The 17,133-nt window shown below is 55.7% G+C and carries 8 protein-coding genes, 6 tRNA genes, 3 rRNA genes and 1 pseudogene; 1 reads left to right on the top strand and 17 read right to left on the bottom strand.

All coding sequences use genetic code 11. From position 1 onward, the window contains the following. Positions 1-5 precede the first annotated feature (5 nt). From msub_RS19275 to tyrS, 17 genes and pseudogenes are all read right to left on the bottom strand, one after another. Positions 6-81: transfer RNA gene (locus msub_RS19275), tRNA-Thr, on the bottom strand. An 11-nt stretch (positions 82-92) separates the two neighbouring features. Continuing rightward, positions 93-167, bottom strand: a tRNA-Gly gene (locus tag msub_RS19270). Positions 168-177: 10 nt separating this feature from the next. Beyond that, positions 178-262 (bottom strand) — tRNA-Tyr (locus tag msub_RS19265). A 39-nt stretch (positions 263-301) separates the two neighbouring features. After that, positions 302-377, bottom strand: a tRNA-Thr gene (locus tag msub_RS19260). Between the two features lie 31 nt (positions 378-408). Then, positions 409-1,083 carry a hypothetical protein gene (locus tag msub_RS19255; protein WP_227506863.1) on the bottom strand — a complete coding sequence of 225 codons (675 nt, stop codon included), beginning with the start codon at positions 1,081-1,083 and terminating at the stop codon, positions 409-411. After that, a complete protein-coding gene (locus msub_RS19250; protein ID WP_048497726.1) occupies positions 1,083-1,814 on the bottom strand; it encodes a type III pantothenate kinase in 732 nt (243 codons plus the stop codon). Before msub_RS19250 ends, msub_RS19255 begins: the two co-directional genes overlap by 1 nt. Further along, entirely contained in the window at positions 1,811-2,776 is a 966-nt protein-coding gene (locus msub_RS19245; RefSeq protein ID WP_048497725.1) for a biotin--[acetyl-CoA-carboxylase] ligase, read from the bottom strand. The genes msub_RS19250 and msub_RS19245 overlap by 4 nt, the downstream gene beginning before the upstream one ends. Before the next feature lie 102 nt (positions 2,777-2,878). Further along, entirely contained in the window at positions 2,879-5,281 is a 2,403-nt protein-coding gene (locus tag msub_RS19240) for a DUF6160 family protein (RefSeq protein WP_048497724.1), read from the bottom strand. 20 nt (positions 5,282-5,301) lie between these two features. After that, complete coding sequence (locus msub_RS19235; RefSeq protein WP_227506862.1) at positions 5,302-5,853, bottom strand: hypothetical protein; 552 nt, start codon at positions 5,851-5,853, stop codon at positions 5,302-5,304. Beyond that, entirely contained in the window at positions 5,850-6,809 is a 960-nt protein-coding gene (locus tag msub_RS19230) for a hypothetical protein (RefSeq protein ID WP_227506861.1), read from the bottom strand. The genes msub_RS19235 and msub_RS19230 overlap by 4 nt, the downstream gene beginning before the upstream one ends. Before the next feature lie 130 nt (positions 6,810-6,939). Continuing rightward, positions 6,940-8,047: pseudogene (locus msub_RS19225) on the bottom strand (hypothetical protein). A 325-nt stretch (positions 8,048-8,372) separates the two neighbouring features. After that, positions 8,373-8,487 (bottom strand): 5S ribosomal RNA (gene rrf / locus msub_RS19220). A 96-nt stretch (positions 8,488-8,583) separates the two neighbouring features. Next, positions 8,584-11,475: ribosomal RNA gene (locus msub_RS19215) — 23S ribosomal RNA — on the bottom strand. 318 nt (positions 11,476-11,793) lie between these two features. After that, positions 11,794-11,869: transfer RNA gene (locus msub_RS19210), tRNA-Ala, on the bottom strand. A gap of 121 nt (positions 11,870-11,990) precedes the next feature. Beyond that, positions 11,991-12,067, bottom strand: a tRNA-Ile gene (locus msub_RS19205). A gap of 240 nt (positions 12,068-12,307) precedes the next feature. After that, positions 12,308-13,847, bottom strand: a 16S ribosomal RNA gene (locus msub_RS19200). The 16S, 23S and 5S rRNA genes sit together here with 2 tRNA genes alongside, the layout of an rRNA operon. A gap of 368 nt (positions 13,848-14,215) precedes the next feature. After that, positions 14,216-15,418, bottom strand: a complete 1,203-nt coding sequence (gene tyrS / locus msub_RS19195) for a tyrosine--tRNA ligase (protein WP_048497722.1) — start codon at positions 15,416-15,418, stop codon at positions 14,216-14,218. A gap of 303 nt (positions 15,419-15,721) precedes the next feature. Here tyrS and msub_RS19190 point away from each other — a divergent pair, with 303 nt between their 5' ends. After that, on the top strand, positions 15,722-17,131 hold the full coding sequence (locus tag msub_RS19190; protein ID WP_048497721.1) for an OapA family protein: 1,410 nt from the start codon (positions 15,722-15,724) through the stop codon (positions 17,129-17,131). The last annotated feature ends 2 nt before the right edge of the window (positions 17,132-17,133 follow it).

The following is a 17,133-nucleotide window of genomic DNA, read 5'->3' as shown; positions in this document are numbered from 1 at the left end:
AATAATGGAGCTCATGACCGGAATTGAACCGGTGACCTCATCCTTACCAAGGATGTGCTCTACCGACTGAGCTACATGAGCATTGCAAAAATTGGAGCGGGCAGCGGGAATCGAACCCGCGTCATCAGCTTGGAAGGCTGAGGTAATAGCCACTATACGATGCCCGCGAGCAATTAGTGGTGGAGGGGGCAGGATTCGAACCTGCGAAGGCGATGCCGTCAGATTTACAGTCTGATCCCTTTGGCCACTCGGGAACCCCTCCGAGTCGAACTTGCTTACACAAATCCGTCAAAACTTAAAGTGGAGCTGGCGGACGGAATCGAACCCCCGACCTGCTGATTACAAGTCAGCTGCTCTACCAACTGAGCTACGCCAGCTCACAATCGCCTCGTCAGCGAGGGCGGTATACTACGGATTTTTCTCTGGCGTTGCAACACCTTCACAAGGCCTGATTTCGACGAAATCAAAATTGCTGCCGTAATCCGTTTTTACCGCCTTGACCAGCGCCTCTGCGAGGTCTGGCTCAGCCTCAAAAACGAGCGCGTAGCTTATCTGATTTCGGGGGAAGTTGGCCAGTACCGCATTAAGATTCTGGCGCTTTTTTTCTTCCAGCACGGAAATTGCAGATTCCCGGTGCTCAAACAGGCCAAGGGAAATGGCATTTCGGTACTCGCCCTCCGTGACGAGGTAGGAGTCGATACCCTGGCGCTGAATATCCCGAAACTCTCGCAAGGCGACCTCCTCTGGCTGCGGCGGGATGAGCACCCAATGCAGCGGGGCCAGATGCCGCTCGACCTCCTCAACGGCAAACTCTGCCTCGCGGGCAAGAGGCTGGTGACGGATCAGTTGCCGGGCCCTCTCCTGCGTACCTATCCAACCAAGGCGCACACAGGATAGTGGAGAACTTCGGGATAACGGAGGCTCTGCGCCGGACGGATCCTCGGGGGCGGAGGGCTTCAGGCTTGCAACCCGCGGGAGGCTGCCGCTTGCCACCTCGGCCATACCTCCGGAAGGCCCCAGGTACGCCGGAAGATAATAGATGCCCACACTCACAAGCAGCAGCAGCAGCGCCAGCCATCTCATCAGGAGGCTTCCTCGCCGGCAACCGCACGGAGGCCGGCCAGCACCAGGTCGGGGCGATGGATGCCCGACAGCCCGAGATCAATGAGCCGCGGGGCATCCCCCCCAGTAACCAGGACATCGGTAAGGCCGAACTCGCTGGTATCCCGCCCTATACGGGCAATCATGGCATCCGACAGCCACGCAAGCCCATGATTGACGCATTCCCCGGTACTTTTACCTGGCGCGGTTGCCAAAACCTGCTCAGGATCGAACCCGATGCGAGCGGCATCGGTTTTGAGGCTCCGCAACATCATCTGCAAGCCCGGGAGAATATATCCGCCAAGATGCCGGCCGTGCGGGTCTACGTAGTCAACGGTGACCGCACTGCCGGCATCCACAACAGCAAACCCTTGTTTGTGGTCCAGCCACGCCCCATACATGGCATGCCAGCGGTCGGCGCCCATCCGTTTGTAGTCGGAATAGGCGTTCCGGAGCCCACCCCGTTCCGGCTCTGCCCAATAACAACAAGCGGCCACAGCACTCAGCCTAGAGAGGTAATCGAGCAGCCTCCCGCGCTTCTCTTCCGACGCCACCGTTGACACCGCAATGCTGCGAATATCCGAGGCATAACGTGTCAGGCCGGGGAAGGGGTTCTCCTCATCCAGCACGCCCGCACCGCTGGCTACCGTCTCACCGGCTTGATCGAGACACCATTTGAGCCGGGTATTCCCGGCATCGACGTAGAGCTTCATTGCATTACCCGCAGACTGATCTCTCCGGCCCGTACCGGTACGACTCCGTCAGTGGTCTGTATCTGGTAGTTTCCATTGTCATCAATGCCGCAGCCAACCCCTTCAATCTCGCCACCTTTCGCCTGAAGGGACTTCCCTTTAAATATATCGCGCCGCTGCCAGGGCTCGCGGAAGTCCCGGAAACCCAGGTCCGAAAAAACCGGAACCGCATCCAGGACGGCATCAATAACGGCGCCCGCTATCTGATTCCGCGACCACTCGATCTCCGGACACGCCCTGGCAAGGCTGCTCCATGGTTGATCAACCCCTTCTGTCCGGGACATGTGGACATTTAACCCGATACCGGCAATCACCTGAACCACACCTTCTTCAAGCTCGCCCTGCAATTCCACAAGAATTCCGCCCAGTTTACCGTCCGGAAGAAAGATGTCATTGGGCCACTTGAGCCCGACTTCCGGCACGCCGAGCTGTTCAAGCGCGTTGGCCACGGCAACGCCCAGCACCAGGCTCAAGCCGTCAAGAACGCCAAAGCCACCATGAAAGGTAAGCCCAATGCTCAAGTACAGATTCTCACCCCGAGGACTTTGCCAGACGCGCCCCCTGCGCCCGCGTCCCGCAGTCTGGCAATCGGCCATCACCACCGGAATTTTCCCGGCGCCAGCCGGGATCTGCCGGAGGACTTCGGCATTGGTTGAATCCACTTCATCAAGCACGTTCAGAAACAGTGAACCCCGACGTGCCGGTGCGAGACACTCAAGTACAGAATCCCGGTCAAGAAGATCCAGTCGGGAGGTGAGCCGATATCCGCGTCCGCGAATCGTGGCAATCTCAGCGCCCTCGTCCATGGCACGACGGATCTGCTTCCAGATAGCGGTGCGGCTGACACCCAGGCGTGAGGCCAGGGATTCTCCGGAATGAACCTGTCCGTCACTGAGAAGCTCTAAAAGTGCCTTGGATTTCATAAGACGCATCCAGCCATAAGAATGAGTAAGGCCGGATTAAACACCAGGGAGGCGAAAAAAACAAAGATGCCGGTCAGGCGATGCGAATCCACCGCGGATCCATCAGGGAATCGGCGTCGCGGTGAGATTTGCCTTGATATCGAAGTTTTGCATTCGAACGCCATAAACCGCCGTCCGGGCGCCACCCGCCGGATGAACCAGATCGATATTGTTGATGGAGAGCTCCTTGAACTGACTCCGCGCCTTCACGGCAAAACCGAGCGGCCGGTTTTGCACTTCCTCGGCTGTGGGACTCGACACATACCGATACCCGGCAGTAGCCGCCGCATCCATGATTTTTTCATCACCCCGGCTTCCGACCACACCCAGTGAATCGGCGCCGTCGGCCTTCTTCACAACCCGGGTCTGATACACATCCACTGACAGGTCGGTACGGATACCGAAGCTGTTGTCATCCGAGCCGTTTCCGTCAAAATCACCGCCATCGCTGGTGTGGATGTCGTTCAACACCAGCCGGGTACCGGTTCCGTTAATCTCCCGGCCGGCACCATCCACCTGCCGGTTGGTTTCCCAGACCAGGGTATTTTTCCGGGTGTCACTGACACCCCTGGCGAATATCTGCTTCAGTTTAACCGTAAGCCCCTCTTCGCCCCGGCTCTCCCAGACACCGCCGGAAGCCTCGCACGCGGCAGCGCTGCTGCCCACGCCGCCGGCGCAGACAGCCCCGGCGCCACCCGGAATAACAGTCATGCTGCTGCCGGTTTCATATTCCTGTACGACAAACCGCCCGAAACTCCGGCCAGACTCCTTGTCACCGACCCTCAGGTTTCCGATATCCATGGTACTCCAGGCTTCGCCAGTCCTAATCGCAAGCCCTTCTTCGCTCAAGTCGACCGTCATGCCCCGGACATGGCCGCTGTAGTCCATGTCGGTAATCCACAGCCCCCGCTGGCTGACCTCGCCAGTACCCGGGTCGTAGGGTACGGCAATGATTGCCGCCTTGCCGTTGTGAATCCGGATATCGGAGTTGATGGTGATGCCCTCGCCCGAGGCACCTCCGGCACCCAGGGTGACCTGTCCGTCCAGCTCAAATTCGTAGGCCGGATAAACGCCCAGGGCAAGCAACAGCTCTGTGCCGCCCTGCAAAGGTGCATCCTCGCTTCCCACCCGCAGGCCATTCAGGCGGTAGCCGGCCTTGATACCCTCAAACCCGATACGCAACCCATCGAAGAACCGGGTTCCGTTATTCACTTCCTTGCGCGTCACATTGACCGTTACATCGCCCCGCCCCCAAGACTGCAAGCCACTGAATATCACCCGGTTGCCATCTTCCGTGTAACTGAAATCGGCCAGACGCAGGCTCCATTCTGTTGCCAGGCGCAGCCCCTGGGGCCCTGCGTCTGCATGCCCACCGCCCTGAAGGTAGATAGCGTTGGAATAGTGGCGACCATTGAAGACCTGGTCCGCAAGCAAAAAGCTGAGGTTGACCTGGCCCAGGCTTTTACCATTAACCCCCATTTCAATCGCTCCGATCCGGAGCTCACCCTCCAGCGAGCCGAGCGTCAAAGCCAGCGCAGGCCGGCTCTGCCAGTCCGGTGCCACATCCAGCCTCAGATCATTGATCCGGTATGCACCCGTAATATCCCGCAGTGCCAGAGTGTGACCATCATCGTTATAGAGTAAGGACGCTGAGCGAATCACCGTGTTGTTATCGATCCGGAGACCTTCCCCCAGGCGGCCACCGGCCGTGATTGCCGTTTCGGATGAAAGCTCATACTGGCCGCTCAGACCACCGTAACTCGGCAGCAGTTGGCCGGTGTCTGAATCGACACTTACTCCGTGGTTCCGTGGGTTGCCGCTGTAACGGATTGCCCCCACGCTCCAGTCACCCACAATACGGGGAGCAGACAACTCCAGGGTATTGCCGACCACATCCAGCGTGACCCCAAGAGCCTCGGCCCTCATGGTGATATCGTCGAGGAATACCTCGTTTCCGTTGGTGCGATACCCCAGTCGGCCGCCGGTCATGGTATAGGCAGAGTCAAATGTATAGCCCGCCCCCCCGAGGGCGCCGCCCGGACGGAGAGTGAGGTAGCCCTCAAGGGAATGATCGAAAAAGATTCCACCCATGCTGACACCCGGCGCACCGGCAAGACGGATATCCCCAAACTCGATCCGCCGGTCCTCAACCAGGTAATCCAGGTTAAGAGACGCATCATCCGCAATATCGACCCGGATCAGATGATACGCCTGTCCCGATGGATCGGACGCTGAGCCAATCCTGAATCCCTCAAGGTGCAGACCATTACCATCATCAGAATAGGACAGCCGATCCGCAGACAAGTCAAGATCCAGCTCCATGGTGAGACCGCTCTGGCCACGGACATCGGCCAGGGCCGAGTCGGACAGGCTTTGCATTTCTGCCAGCGCGCCGGAAGAAACCACAAGACAGGCAACAGCCACCGGGATAGCGGGCAATCGCTTCAGATAACATTGAAATCCCATAGGCTTGAGAACCCCCTCTGTTACGGCTTGCCCGCCGGAAACACCAGCAGATTTCCTTCCATTACCGCTTCGCCCTGCATCTGAATGGAAAATATATCGGTCTGCTGGAAGCCCGGGTCCGTTGGGCGCGCCGTGCTGCTGCCGGCAATCTTGAACTGCACATCATTGAACCGGACCGTGTTTGGCAGCCCCAGCTCGATCACATCCTGATTGAAACGCTCCCCGTCGCCGGCAAACCCCGAATCAATTTTTCGGACTCGGAGGGTCAGGCCTTCAAAGGCAAAGCTACCGCGGAGTTCGTCAACCACCATCCACCCTCCGCCTTCCTTGAGGCGATAGGCGAAACGGGCGCCGCACTTCTTAGATGCATCGTCACATCGCCCGAAGTAGCTGTTTTCGACGGGACCGCCCATCTCATTGATACTTATGTCACCGGAAAGGTAGATACCACCCTGGCCGGCAATCCCGGACATGGCATCATCGGCCAGGGGCGACAGCTCCGCCACCACCGGCAGTGGCGCGGCCAAAACCGGCAGCAGGAAAAAAACGATTCTCAGTTCCGGCATGGTCATTGCCCAAGGTCCCTGGTTTTGATGTTCAGGTGCTGGATCAGCATTCCCTGCACTCGCGCAGACCCAAAATCACGATCGCCGACGCTTAAGTTACCTATCGTCAGATTGCTGCGGAACTCGGGGTTGGTGTAATAGGACTCATAAAAGTCCCAGGTTTCCGCATCACTGTTCCCCCTGAGCCCATCCGCACCGATGTCACCCGGCCGGGGAGCACGAATCGTCTGCACCTCGGCCACGAAGTTTCCGCTGCCGTCGACATCGAAAAACATCGGTTGTAACTGGTTGCCCAGAACTAACTCGAGGACAAAGTTGCTCAGACGGATCCGCGAGCCGCAAGTGGCACCGTCCTGAGAACAGGCGTTGATTGAGAGCTCCGGAGAATAGAAATCAAGCCTGAACTGACCGGCCATCTGGCGACGATCGCTGTCGCCCCAGAGTCGCAGGTAGCTTCCGTCAATGACGGCACTTTTCGCATGAATATTGATATTGGCGGACCGGTCGGCACCCACGGCGACATTCATCTGCATGCCGATATCCGCACGTTCGCCAATATAGCTGGCAGTGGCTGGGCGGCTGGAGCAGGTACCACTTCCGAAAGAGGCAGTAGCAGCAAGACAGTTATACCCCTGCTCCGCCGGCACCATTGACGGCGCAGCAAATTCCAGAACCGCCCTGTTGGCAATTCCGATGGAGTTGCCATCCACCACATCGATGCGCCAGGGATTGAGGAGTCGGCCAAGGTTAACCGGGCTGAGATGCTGGCCGTAATCGCTTCCGGTGCCGGAGATATAAAGATGATTCACCGTGATATCCACATCCCGACCATCTGTACTCCGGATACCACCAATCCGGAATATACGGGGTTGGGCACCACTGGCGTCCGGCTGGTCGGTTCCGTGGGAGAATTTGAAATTTTCCAATATCAGCCCGACCCCCTCACCATCGATTTTCGACATTTCACTCTCGGATAGACCCAAAAGCTCAGCCCGGCAGCCCCACGGCAAGGCTAACAACCCAAGCAGCACAATCAGACACCGCTGTTCAATCAGGGACCTCCGGAAACGCATCGCTTTCATCACCATTTCCTCAGAACAGGCCCCGACCGCGATCGATATACTCGGTGCGGTAACGCTGGGTTCCATAGAGTGCTTCGTTGAGATTCACTTCCGTAGCGCCGTTGGGAATGTTGAAAAACGCACCAGCGGTTGCCCGAATGAAATCTTCCGGCGTGATGTCGGTTTTCCGGACATCTTTCAGCCAGTCAAGGTCTTGGGTCTGGAATGAAGGCACCATCAGCCGGGGCGGTAATACGGCGTTCACCGTCCACCACCCCAACCTGCCCAATTGGGAAGCTGTTGTAGGTATCAAGATCAAAACAGGAGTCGATTCCAAGTACCAGGCAGTCCTGGGCATAGACGTAGATGTCGCCGTCGGAACAGCTGAAAAAGGAACAGTCAGGCACTTCGATTTGGGAGCTTGAACCCCAGCCAATGAGATTCTTTACAGACCACCGGGTAAAGCCACTCGCACCCTCAAGAATGAAGCGCTCGCCGTCGGGAATACCAATGTGTTCGGCACGCACCGGATCGAGAGAGCCGATGTCAGGGTCGCCCTCAGCACCGTATACCAGCCGGGCCTTGGTGTGGAGAGGACTGCCGCCCTCGAGCAGCGGGGTCAGAAGAACGATGAGCTGGTCAAACAGGTTTCCGCTGGAGTCAGCCTGACTTAACCCTTCGCCCCTGTCGATAATATCAACGTTAACATTACCGGTGAGTGTTTCTATCTTTCCAGACAACACCCCCATGGACTCGCCAAAGCCGAGACGGAAGCCAACGATCTCTTCGGTAGTCTGGTCAAAAGCAAATTCGAAGAACGGGTTCTGAATGGTAAAGGGGACGATCTCGCCCTCTGCGTAAACGCTTCCGTCCGGCTTCCTTTGCCTGGGCGCTTTCGGATTGGCGTCAAAATAGGCCCGATTATTGATATAGCCAAGGGCAAAGTCTTCAATGTAAACATCCGAGGTGCCGGCCTTTTCACCAGCACGCTCATAGCGTCCCATTTCGAGCACATCCACATTGGTCTGGATCTCGACATCCATACCAAGATTGACCCTGGTGTAAGCGGTGTTGCGGCTGGGATCGGGGTGGTACTGGCGATCGACAGACACGAATGCCTGGCCTGTCACCTCCGACATCTGGCGGTCTGTGATCGGACGCAAGTCAGCCTGCGCACCCTGAACCACCAGGAACAGGAGCAAAAGCGAAGGGACTGGTTTACTACTACTCATAGCCAAATCTCACTAATGCTGCCTCTTGCAATCTGAGGCTGATTAAAAAGATGACTGATGAGCGTCTCTGAGGCCGGCTTTAATTATTGTGTGCTTTTAGCCAGCTCCTGCATTGAAGCTTAACTCCGGTTACATTTTGTCACTGTGCGCAGCGTCATGGTTTTGAGATTTTCCAAATTCCGGGCAATAAAAAACCCCAGCATCGAGGATGCTGGGGTTTAAGGCATTAGGCGCCTGACGATGACCTACTCTCACATGGGCAACGCCACACTACCATCGGCGCTGGTCTGTTTCACTTCTGAGTTCGGGATGGGATCAGGTGGTTCCAGACCGCTATGGTCGTCAGGCAAAACGGTTGATCACTGGGGGACGAGATGGAACGGTGTGATGTTGATTTCAGAGCTTTTGGCTCTTGCGTTATCCGCAATTGTCTTGGGTGTTATATAGTCAAGCCGCACGAGCAATTAGTATCGGTTAGCTCAACGCCTCGCAGCGCTTACACACCCGACCTATCAACGTCCTGGTCTTGAACGGCTCTTCAGGGCCCTCGAGGGGCCAGGGAGATCTCATCTTGGAAGGGGCTTCCCGCTTAGATGCTTTCAGCGGTTATCCTGTCCGAACATAGCTACCGGGCAATGCCACTGGCGTGACAACCCGAACACCAGAGGTTCGTCCACTCCGGTCCTCTCGTACTAGGAGCAGCTTTCCTCAAATCTCCAACGTCCACGGCAGATAGGGACCGAACTGTCTCACGACGTTCTAAACCCAGCTCGCGTACCACTTTAAATGGCGAACAGCCATACCCTTGGGACCGGCTTCAGCCCCAGGATGTGATGAGCCGACATCGAGGTGCCAAACACCGCCGTCGATGTGAACTCTTGGGCGGTATCAGCCTGTTATCCCCGGAGTACCTTTTATCCGTTGAGCGATGGCCCTTCCATACAGAACCACCGGATCACTATGACCTACTTTCGTACCTGCTCGACGTGTCTGTCTCGCAGTTAAGCGGGCTTGTGCCATTACACTAACCGCATGATGTCCGACCATGCTTAGCCCACCTTTGTGCTCCTCCGTTACGCTTTGGGAGGAGACCGCCCCAGTCAAACTACCCACCACACAGTGTCCTTATCCCCGATCAGGGGACGAAGTTAGAACCTCAAACAGGTCAGGCTGGTATTTCAAGGTTGGCTCCACGACGACTGGCGTCGCCGCTTCAAAGCCTCCCAGCTATCCTACACAAACATGCTCAAAGTTCACTGTGAAGCTATAGTAAAGGTTCACGGGGTCTTTCCGTCTAGCCGCGGATACACCGCATCTTCACGGCGATTTCAATTTCACTGAGTCTCGGGTAGAGACAGCGCCCCCATCGTTACGCCATTCGTGCAGGTCGGAACTTACCCGACAAGGAATTTCGCTACCTTAGGACCGTTATAGTTACGGCCGCCGTTTACCGGGGCTTCGATCAAGAGCTTCGCGCAAGCGCTAACCCCATCAATTAACCTTCCGGCACCGGGCAGGCGTCACACCGTATACGTCCACTTTCGTGTTTGCACAGTGCTGTGTTTTTAATAAACAGTCGCAGGGGCCTGGTATCTTCGACCGGCTTCCGCTCCACCCGCAGGGGCTTCACGTAATACCGGCGTGCCTTCTCCCGAAGTTACGGCACCATTTTGCCTAGTTCCTTTACCCGAGTTCTCTCAAGCGCCTTGGTATTCTCTACCTGACCACCTGTGTCGGTTTGGGGTACGGTCTCGAATAGCCTGAAGCTTAGAAGATTTTCCTGGAAGCAGGGCATCAATGACTTCCCGCTCTAAGAGCAGTCGTCGTCGCGTCTCGGCATTGTGGGACCGGATTTGCCTAACCCCACTGCCTACATGCTTAAACCGGGACAACCGTCGCCCGGCTCACCTAGCCTTCTCCGTCTCTCCATCGCAGCTATCCAAGGTACGGGAATATTAACCCGTTTCCCATCGACTACACCTTTCGGTCTCGCCTTAGGGGCCGACTCACCCTGCGCCGATTAGCGTTGCGCAGGAACCCTTGGTCTTCCGGCGTGGGAGTTTTTCACTCCCATTGTCGTTACTCATGTCAGCATTCGCACTTCTGATACCTCCAGCAAGCTTCTCAACTCACCTTCGCAGGCTTACAGAACGCTCCCCTACCCCGCATACAATGTATGCAGCCGCAGCTTCGGTGACCAGTTTGAGCCCCGTTACATCTTCCGCGCAGGCCGACTCGACTAGTGAGCTATTACGCTTTCTTTAAAGGATGGCTGCTTCTAAGCCAACCTCCTAGCTGTCTGAGCCTTCCCACATCGTTTCCCACTTAACTGGTACTTGGGGACCTTAGCTGGCGGTCTGGGTTGTTTCCCTCTTCACGACGGACGTTAGCACCCGCCGTGTGTCTCCCGGATAGTACTCACAGGTATTCGGAGTTTGCATCGGGTTGGTAAGTCGGGATGACCCCCTAGCCGAAACAGTGCTCTACCCCCTGTGGTATTCGTCCGAGGCGCTACCTAAATAGCTTTCGGGGAGAACCAGCTATCTCCGGGCTTGATTAGCCTTTCACTCCGATCCACAAGTCATCCCCTGGCTTTTCAACGACAGTGGGTTCGGTCCTCCAGTTGATGTTACTCAACCTTCAACCTGCTCATGGATAGATCGCCCGGTTTCGGGTCTATGCCCAGCGACTAAATCGCCCTATTCAGACTCGGTTTCCCTACGGCTCCCCTAAACGGTTAACCTCGCCACTGAACATAAGTCGCTGACCCATTATACAAAAGGTACGCCGTCACGGAACAAGTCCGCTCCGACTGCTTGTACGCATACGGTTTCAGGATCTATTTCACTCCCCTCACAGGGGTTCTTTTCGCCTTTCCCTCACGGTACTGGTTCACTATCGGTCAGTCAGGAGTATTTAGCCTTGGAGGATGGTCCCCCCATGTTCAGACAGGATACCACGTGTCCCGTCCTACTCGATTTCACCAGACTCAGGTTTCGGATACGGGGCTATCACCCACTATGGCGGCACTTTCCAGAGCCTTCTCCTACCAGTTGTCCAGCTTAAGGGCTAGTCCCCGTTCGCTCGCCGCTACTTAGGGAATCTCGGTTGATTTCTTTTCCTCGGGGTACTTAGATGTTTCAGTTCCCCCGGTTCGCCTCTTACACCTATGTATTCAGTGCAAGATACCGACCCGAAAGTCGGTGGGTTTCCCCATTCAGAAATGCCCGGATCACAGCTTGTTTGCCAGCTCCCCGAGCCTTATCGCAGGCTTCCACGTCTTTCATCGCCTCTGACTGCCAAGGCATCCACCGTATGCGCTTAGTTGCTTGACTATATAACCCCAAGACAACTGTGTTCCATCTATCGACAACCTGGTAAACCAGGATGCAAATAAGTGGAGACAGTTCCTTGAAGCGATATAACAACCACTTCAACGACAACACCGGATAACGCTTGAAATCGTTATCACTCTGATCAATGAATTCCGGAGATAATGGAATCCATCAATCGTGTTCTATCTCGTCCAATTTGTTAAAGAGCAAATCTGACCCAGTGATCAGAAAGGAAGGCTTCATCATCATGAAACATTCGTTTCTGTACACTGCTAACCGGAGTTAGTCAGTTATGTAAGCATCGATCGTTCAGGCTTTTGGTGGAGCCAGGCGGGATCGAACCGCCGACCTCCTGCGTGCAAGGCAGGCGCTCTCCCAGCTGAGCTATGGCCCCTCGATCTTCCACACAAGCCAGGCCGTTTAACCTAAGCTATAGAATTGTGTGGATCTAGGCGTGTCTGGGCGCCGCATAGCCTGCTATGCAAGTCCGGACACAACGACGAGCCACGCAATTCTGGTGGGTCTGGGTGGACTTGAACCACCGACCTCACCCTTATCAGGGGTGCGCTCTAACCACCTGAGCTACAGACCCAATTATCACTGCATCTTGCGCCACCTGAGCTGCGTTGCAGTCTTCGTTCACTCGGTCACGTACTTATGTACGCTCCCTCGCTCTCTCAGCCTGCGCCTTGTCAGCTGTCACAATCTACAGCGCTAATGCCTGCTTCACTTTAAAGCGTCGCAGCCATCGGGCCTGCAAAGACCCTTTTGCTCTCTTTATTAGCCAACCAAGTAATTCGTGTGGACTCTGACCGAAGCATTCGGCTTCGTTTAAGGAGGTGATCCAGCCGCAGGTTCCCCTACGGCTACCTTGTTACGACTTCACCCCAGTCATGAACCACACCGTGGTGATCGTCCTCCCGAAGGTTAGACTAACCACTTCTGGTGCAATCCACTCCCATGGTGTGACGGGCGGTGTGTACAAGGCCCGGGAACGTATTCACCGTGACATTCTGATTCACGATTACTAGCGATTCCGACTTCACGCAGTCGAGTTGCAGACTGCGATCCGGACTACGACGCGTTTTGTGAGATTGGCTCCCCCTCGCGGGTTTGCAGCCCTCTGTGCGCGCCATTGTAGCACGTGTGTAGCCCTGGCCGTAAGGGCCATGATGACCTGACGTCATCCCCACCTTCCTCCGGTTTGTCACCGGCAGTCTCCCTAGAGTTCTCAGCCGAACTGCTAGCAACTAGGGATAGGGGTTGCGCTCGTTACGGGACTTAACCCAACATCTCACGACACGAGCTGACGACGGCCATGCAGCACCTGTGTCAGAGTTCCCGAAGGCACCAATCCATCTCTGGAAAGTTCTCTGCATGTCAAGGCCAGGTAAGGTTCTTCGCGTTGCGTCGAATTAAACCACATGCTCCACCGCTTGTGCGGGCCCCCGTCAATTCATTTGAGTTTTAACCTTGCGGCCGTACTCCCCAGGCGGTCAACTTAGTGCGTTAGCTGCGCCACTAAGACTTCAAGAGTCCCAACGGCTAGTTGACATCGTTTACGGCGTGGACTACCAGGGTATCTAATCCTGTTTGCTCCCCACGCTTTCGCACCTCAGTGTCAGTGTTGGTCCAGGTAGCCGCCTTCGCCACTGGTGTTCCTTCCTATATCTACGCATTTCACCGCTACACAGGAAATTCCACTACCCTCTACCACACTCTAGCCTGACAGTTCGAAATGCCGTTCCCAGGTTAAGCCCGGGGCTTTCACATCTCGCTTATCAAACCACCTACGCGCGCTTTACGCCCAGTAATTCCGATTAACGCTTGCACCCTCCGTATTACCGCGGCTGCTGGCACGGAGTTAGCCGGTGCTTCTTCTGTGAGTAACGTCAATCCTCCAGAGTATTAATCTGAAAGCCTTCCTCCTCACTGAAAGTGCTTTACAACCCGAAAGCCTTCTTCACACACGCGGCATGGCTGGATCAGGGTTGCCCCCATTGTCCAATATTCCCCACTGCTGCCTCCCGTAGGAGTTCGGGCCGTGTCTCAGTCCCGATGTGGCTGATCATCCTCTCAGACCAGCTACGGATCGTCGCCTTGGTAGGCCTTTACCCCACCAACTAGCTAATCCGACATAGGCACATCCAATAGCGCAAGGTCCGAAGATCCCCTGCTTTCCCCCGAAGGGCGTACGCGGTATTAATCCGGGTTTCCCCGGGCTATCCCCCACTACTGGGCAGTTTCCTATGCATTACTCACCCGTCCGCCGCTCGTCAGCGGGGTGCAAGCACCCCCTGTTACCGCTCGACTTGCATGTGTTAAGCCTGCCGCCAGCGTTCAATCTGAGCCATGATCAAACTCTTCAGTTTAAATCATACAAGAATCCGAAGATCCTCTATTCTTGCTCAAGACAAAACTCAATTTCGACGAGTCACTGTCCTGATATTTCGTATCCGAAATACCTCGGCCAGCGCCCACACGAATTACTTGGTTAACTTTTTAAAGAGCGTTTGAGCCGTTGCTCAATCAAGGTGGCGTATTCTACATCCTTCCGCCGCCTTGTCAACCGTTTATTTCGAAGATTTTCTGCTGCAAATTTTCGAATACTTTCAAACAGTTGCCTTCCGAATCCGGAGCCGACTCAGTGGCCTGCCCCTCGAAAGAGATGCGCATTCTACAGACCTGCGCCGGGGTGTCAACGGCGAATCCGAAAAAATTCAAAATCGCCCGGATTCGCCTACGCAGTGATCACGACACGGGCAATTTTCTTCTTACCCGCCTGGACGACGCAATCATCACCCTCTACAAACATCCGATCGCCTTCAAATTTCTCGCCATCCACAAAGACAGCGCCTCGACCAAGCACGTCTCTTGCTGCGGCGCCGTTCTTTACCAGACCTGCCAGGCGCAGAACCGATGCCATCGGCATCCTGGGCTGGCCTTCCAGGGAAACCTCGACCGCCGGAACATTGTCCGGAATCTCGCCCAGGGCAACCCGATTGCCCGCAGACCTGTGGGCATTTCTTGCCGCGTCTTCGTCATGGAACCGGGTAATGATCTCTTCCGCCAGCAACTTCTTGTAGTCCTGCGGATTTGCCCCCGCGGCAACCGCCTTCCGATATTCCTCAATCTCGGCAAGGGGCCGGAAGCTCAACAACTCGAAGTAACGCCACAGGAGATTATCCGGCATCGAAAGCAGTTTGGTATACATCTCGCCGGGCGAATCGTTCACACCCACATAGTTGCCCAGCGACTTGGACATCTTCTGGACACCATCAAGCCCCTCCAGGATCGGCATGGTAAGGATGACCTGCGGAGACTGCCCGTAATGCTTCTGCAAAATCCTCCCCATCAGAAGATTGAACTTCTGGTCGGTACCACCCAGCTCCACATCCGCCTCCATAGCGACCGAGTCATACCCCTGCACCAGCGGATAAAGAAACTCGTGAATCGCAATGGACTGCTCAGCCCGGTAACGCTTGGTGAAATCATCACGCTCCAGCATCCGGGCAACGGTGTACTGGCCGGCCAGCTTGATCATGTCCGCCGCGGTCATCTTGCCCATCCAGTCGGAATTGAACATGACACGGGTCTTCTCGGGGTCCAGAATCTTGAACACCTGCTCTTTATAGCTAACCGCGTTCTCGGCAACCTGCTGCTCCGTCAGAGGCGGTCGCGTTGCACTTTTGCCGGTCGGGTCTCCAATCATTCCAGTGAAGTCACCGATCAGAAACATCACTTCGTGACCGAGATCCTGAAACTGCCGCAGCTTGTTAATCAGGACCGTGTGCCCGAGATGAAGGTCCGGCGCGGTGGGATCGAAGCCTGCCTTGATCCGGAGTGGACGACCTTCCTTCAGCTTTTCGATAAGCCCCTCTTCCGGAATAAGTTCGTCTACGCCACGCTTGATAACCGCCAACGCTTCATCAATGGATGCCATGAACAACACGTCCCCGCTTTAAACTTGGAAAATTCTGCCAGTTACAGACTTCTACAAAAGAAATCTGTGAGTTACCTGCTCAACTGCTAAAGTACGCTGACCAGATTTTGATCAACGCCTACACGACAGGGCGACGCATTATAACAACGCTGCCAAAAGAAATCCGGAGGCTGGAACAGCAACCGTAATGTTCCACGCTGTCCCACATGCATTTTATACGGTAATCTGTTGGACTATACTTGAACAACAGCTTTAATTAGGTAGTACAAGCTACCGGGATACCGATTAAAACGGGTGTGATACGTGCTTAAAATGTTTCCGAAAACACATATTACCATTGCTGCTGCGGCGACCGTCATTGTGACCGCCACTGTTCTTATGAGCCCCAGTAGCAATGTTGAGGCCAAACGGATGTCGTATGCTCTGGATCTGGAGCAGGGCACCGTCTCACAAACAGGTGCCACTCCGCTGCAGCCAGCGGAACCGGCTTCGCCGTCAAAGGAAGTTCCGCCGGAATCGGCTGAGACCGGCTCCGGAGCCCTGCCCTCCCAGGAAGTCAGTCTCGCAGAACCTGCAATCGCGGCAAAGCCCGCAAAACCGCAACTGGAATGGCAAACCTTTGACATCAAGTCCGGCGACACCCTGTCTTCGCTGTTCAAGAAAGCCGGATTCAATGACGGCACCATGCTGTCAGTAATCCACGGTGACGGAGAAGCCAAAAAACTGGAGAAGCTTTACGCAGGTGAAACCATCCGGTTCGCCACCACCGAAGACGGTGCCCTGGCGGGAGTTGAGCTTCAGCGCAACCGGCTGGAGACACTGAAGATCAGCAAGGCCGGCGACAGCTTCACCGGCGACACTGAAGTTCGCAAGCCCGAAGCGCGCCCGGCGTTCGCTTCGGGGACTATTGATGGTTCCCTTTACGTTGCAGCCAGGGAAGCAGGGCTTAATGATCAGCTTACCATGGAACTGGCCGGCATCTTCGGATGGGAAATCGATTTCGTTTACGACGTTCGCAAGGGCGACCAGTTTGAAGTGGTTTACGAAGAACTCTACCTGGATGGCGAAAAGTTCGGCACCGGCCGCATCCTGTCCGCCAGGTTCGTGAACCGTGGTGAAGAGAACATCGCGTTACTCTATACCGACAGTAATGGCGACAGCGACTATTACACCCCCGATGGCAAGAGCATGCGCAAGGCTTTCCTGCGCACACCCATCAATGCGCGCGTATCGTCGCCTTTCAATCTCCAGAGACGCCACCCTGTTCTGGATGTGGTTCGTCCCCACGAAGGCACGGATTATGGTGCGCCTCCCGGAACGCCCATCAAGGCGGCAGGCGCGGGGCGCGTGATTTTTGCCGGATGGAAAGGCGGTTACGGCCGCACGGTTGTCCTGAAGCACGGCGACAACATTACAACGCTCTACGCCCACATGAGCCGGATTGGCAAGGGTATTAAAAACGGCACCCGGGTGAAGCAGAGCGAGACCATCGGCTATGTTGGCTCCTCCGGCATGGTAACCGGCCCCCACCTGCATTATGAATTCAGATTGAACGGCGCACCGCGCAACTCACGCACCGTGAAATTGCCCGATGCCAAACCTGTTCCCTCGTCCGAGATGGCAAGGTTCAAACAGGTCACCGAGCAACGAATCGCACAATTTGATGTACTCAGCGAGAGCCACCAGCAACTCGCCCTCGCTACAGACGACTGAAA

Source organism: Marinobacter subterrani (assembly GCF_001045555.1).
Classification (GTDB): Bacteria; Pseudomonadota; Gammaproteobacteria; order Pseudomonadales; family Oleiphilaceae; genus Marinobacter; species Marinobacter subterrani.
This window is presented reverse-complemented; position numbering and strand designations above follow the sequence as displayed.

What these genes read in the sequence shown, in the direction of transcription:
- msub_RS19255 (WP_227506863.1), bottom strand. Translation starts at nt 1,083, where the DNA reads ATGAGATGGCTGGCGCTGCTGCTGCTGCTTGTGAGTGTGGGCATCTAT.
- msub_RS19250 (WP_048497726.1), bottom strand. Translation starts at nt 1,814, where the DNA reads ATGAAGCTCTACGTCGATGCCGGGAATACCCGGCTCAAATGGTGTCTC.
- msub_RS19245 (WP_048497725.1), bottom strand. Translation starts at nt 2,776, where the DNA reads ATGAAATCCAAGGCACTTTTAGAGCTTCTCAGTGACGGACAGGTTCAT.
- msub_RS19240 (WP_048497724.1), bottom strand. Translation starts at nt 5,281, where the DNA reads ATGGGATTTCAATGTTATCTGAAGCGATTGCCCGCTATCCCGGTGGCT.
- msub_RS19235 (WP_227506862.1), bottom strand. Translation starts at nt 5,853, where the DNA reads ATGACCATGCCGGAACTGAGAATCGTTTTTTTCCTGCTGCCGGTTTTG.
- msub_RS19230 (WP_227506861.1), bottom strand. Translation starts at nt 6,809, where the DNA reads ATGTCGAAAATCGATGGTGAGGGGGTCGGGCTGATATTGGAAAATTTC.
- tyrS (WP_048497722.1), bottom strand. Translation starts at nt 15,418, where the DNA reads ATGGCATCCATTGATGAAGCGTTGGCGGTTATCAAGCGTGGCGTAGAC.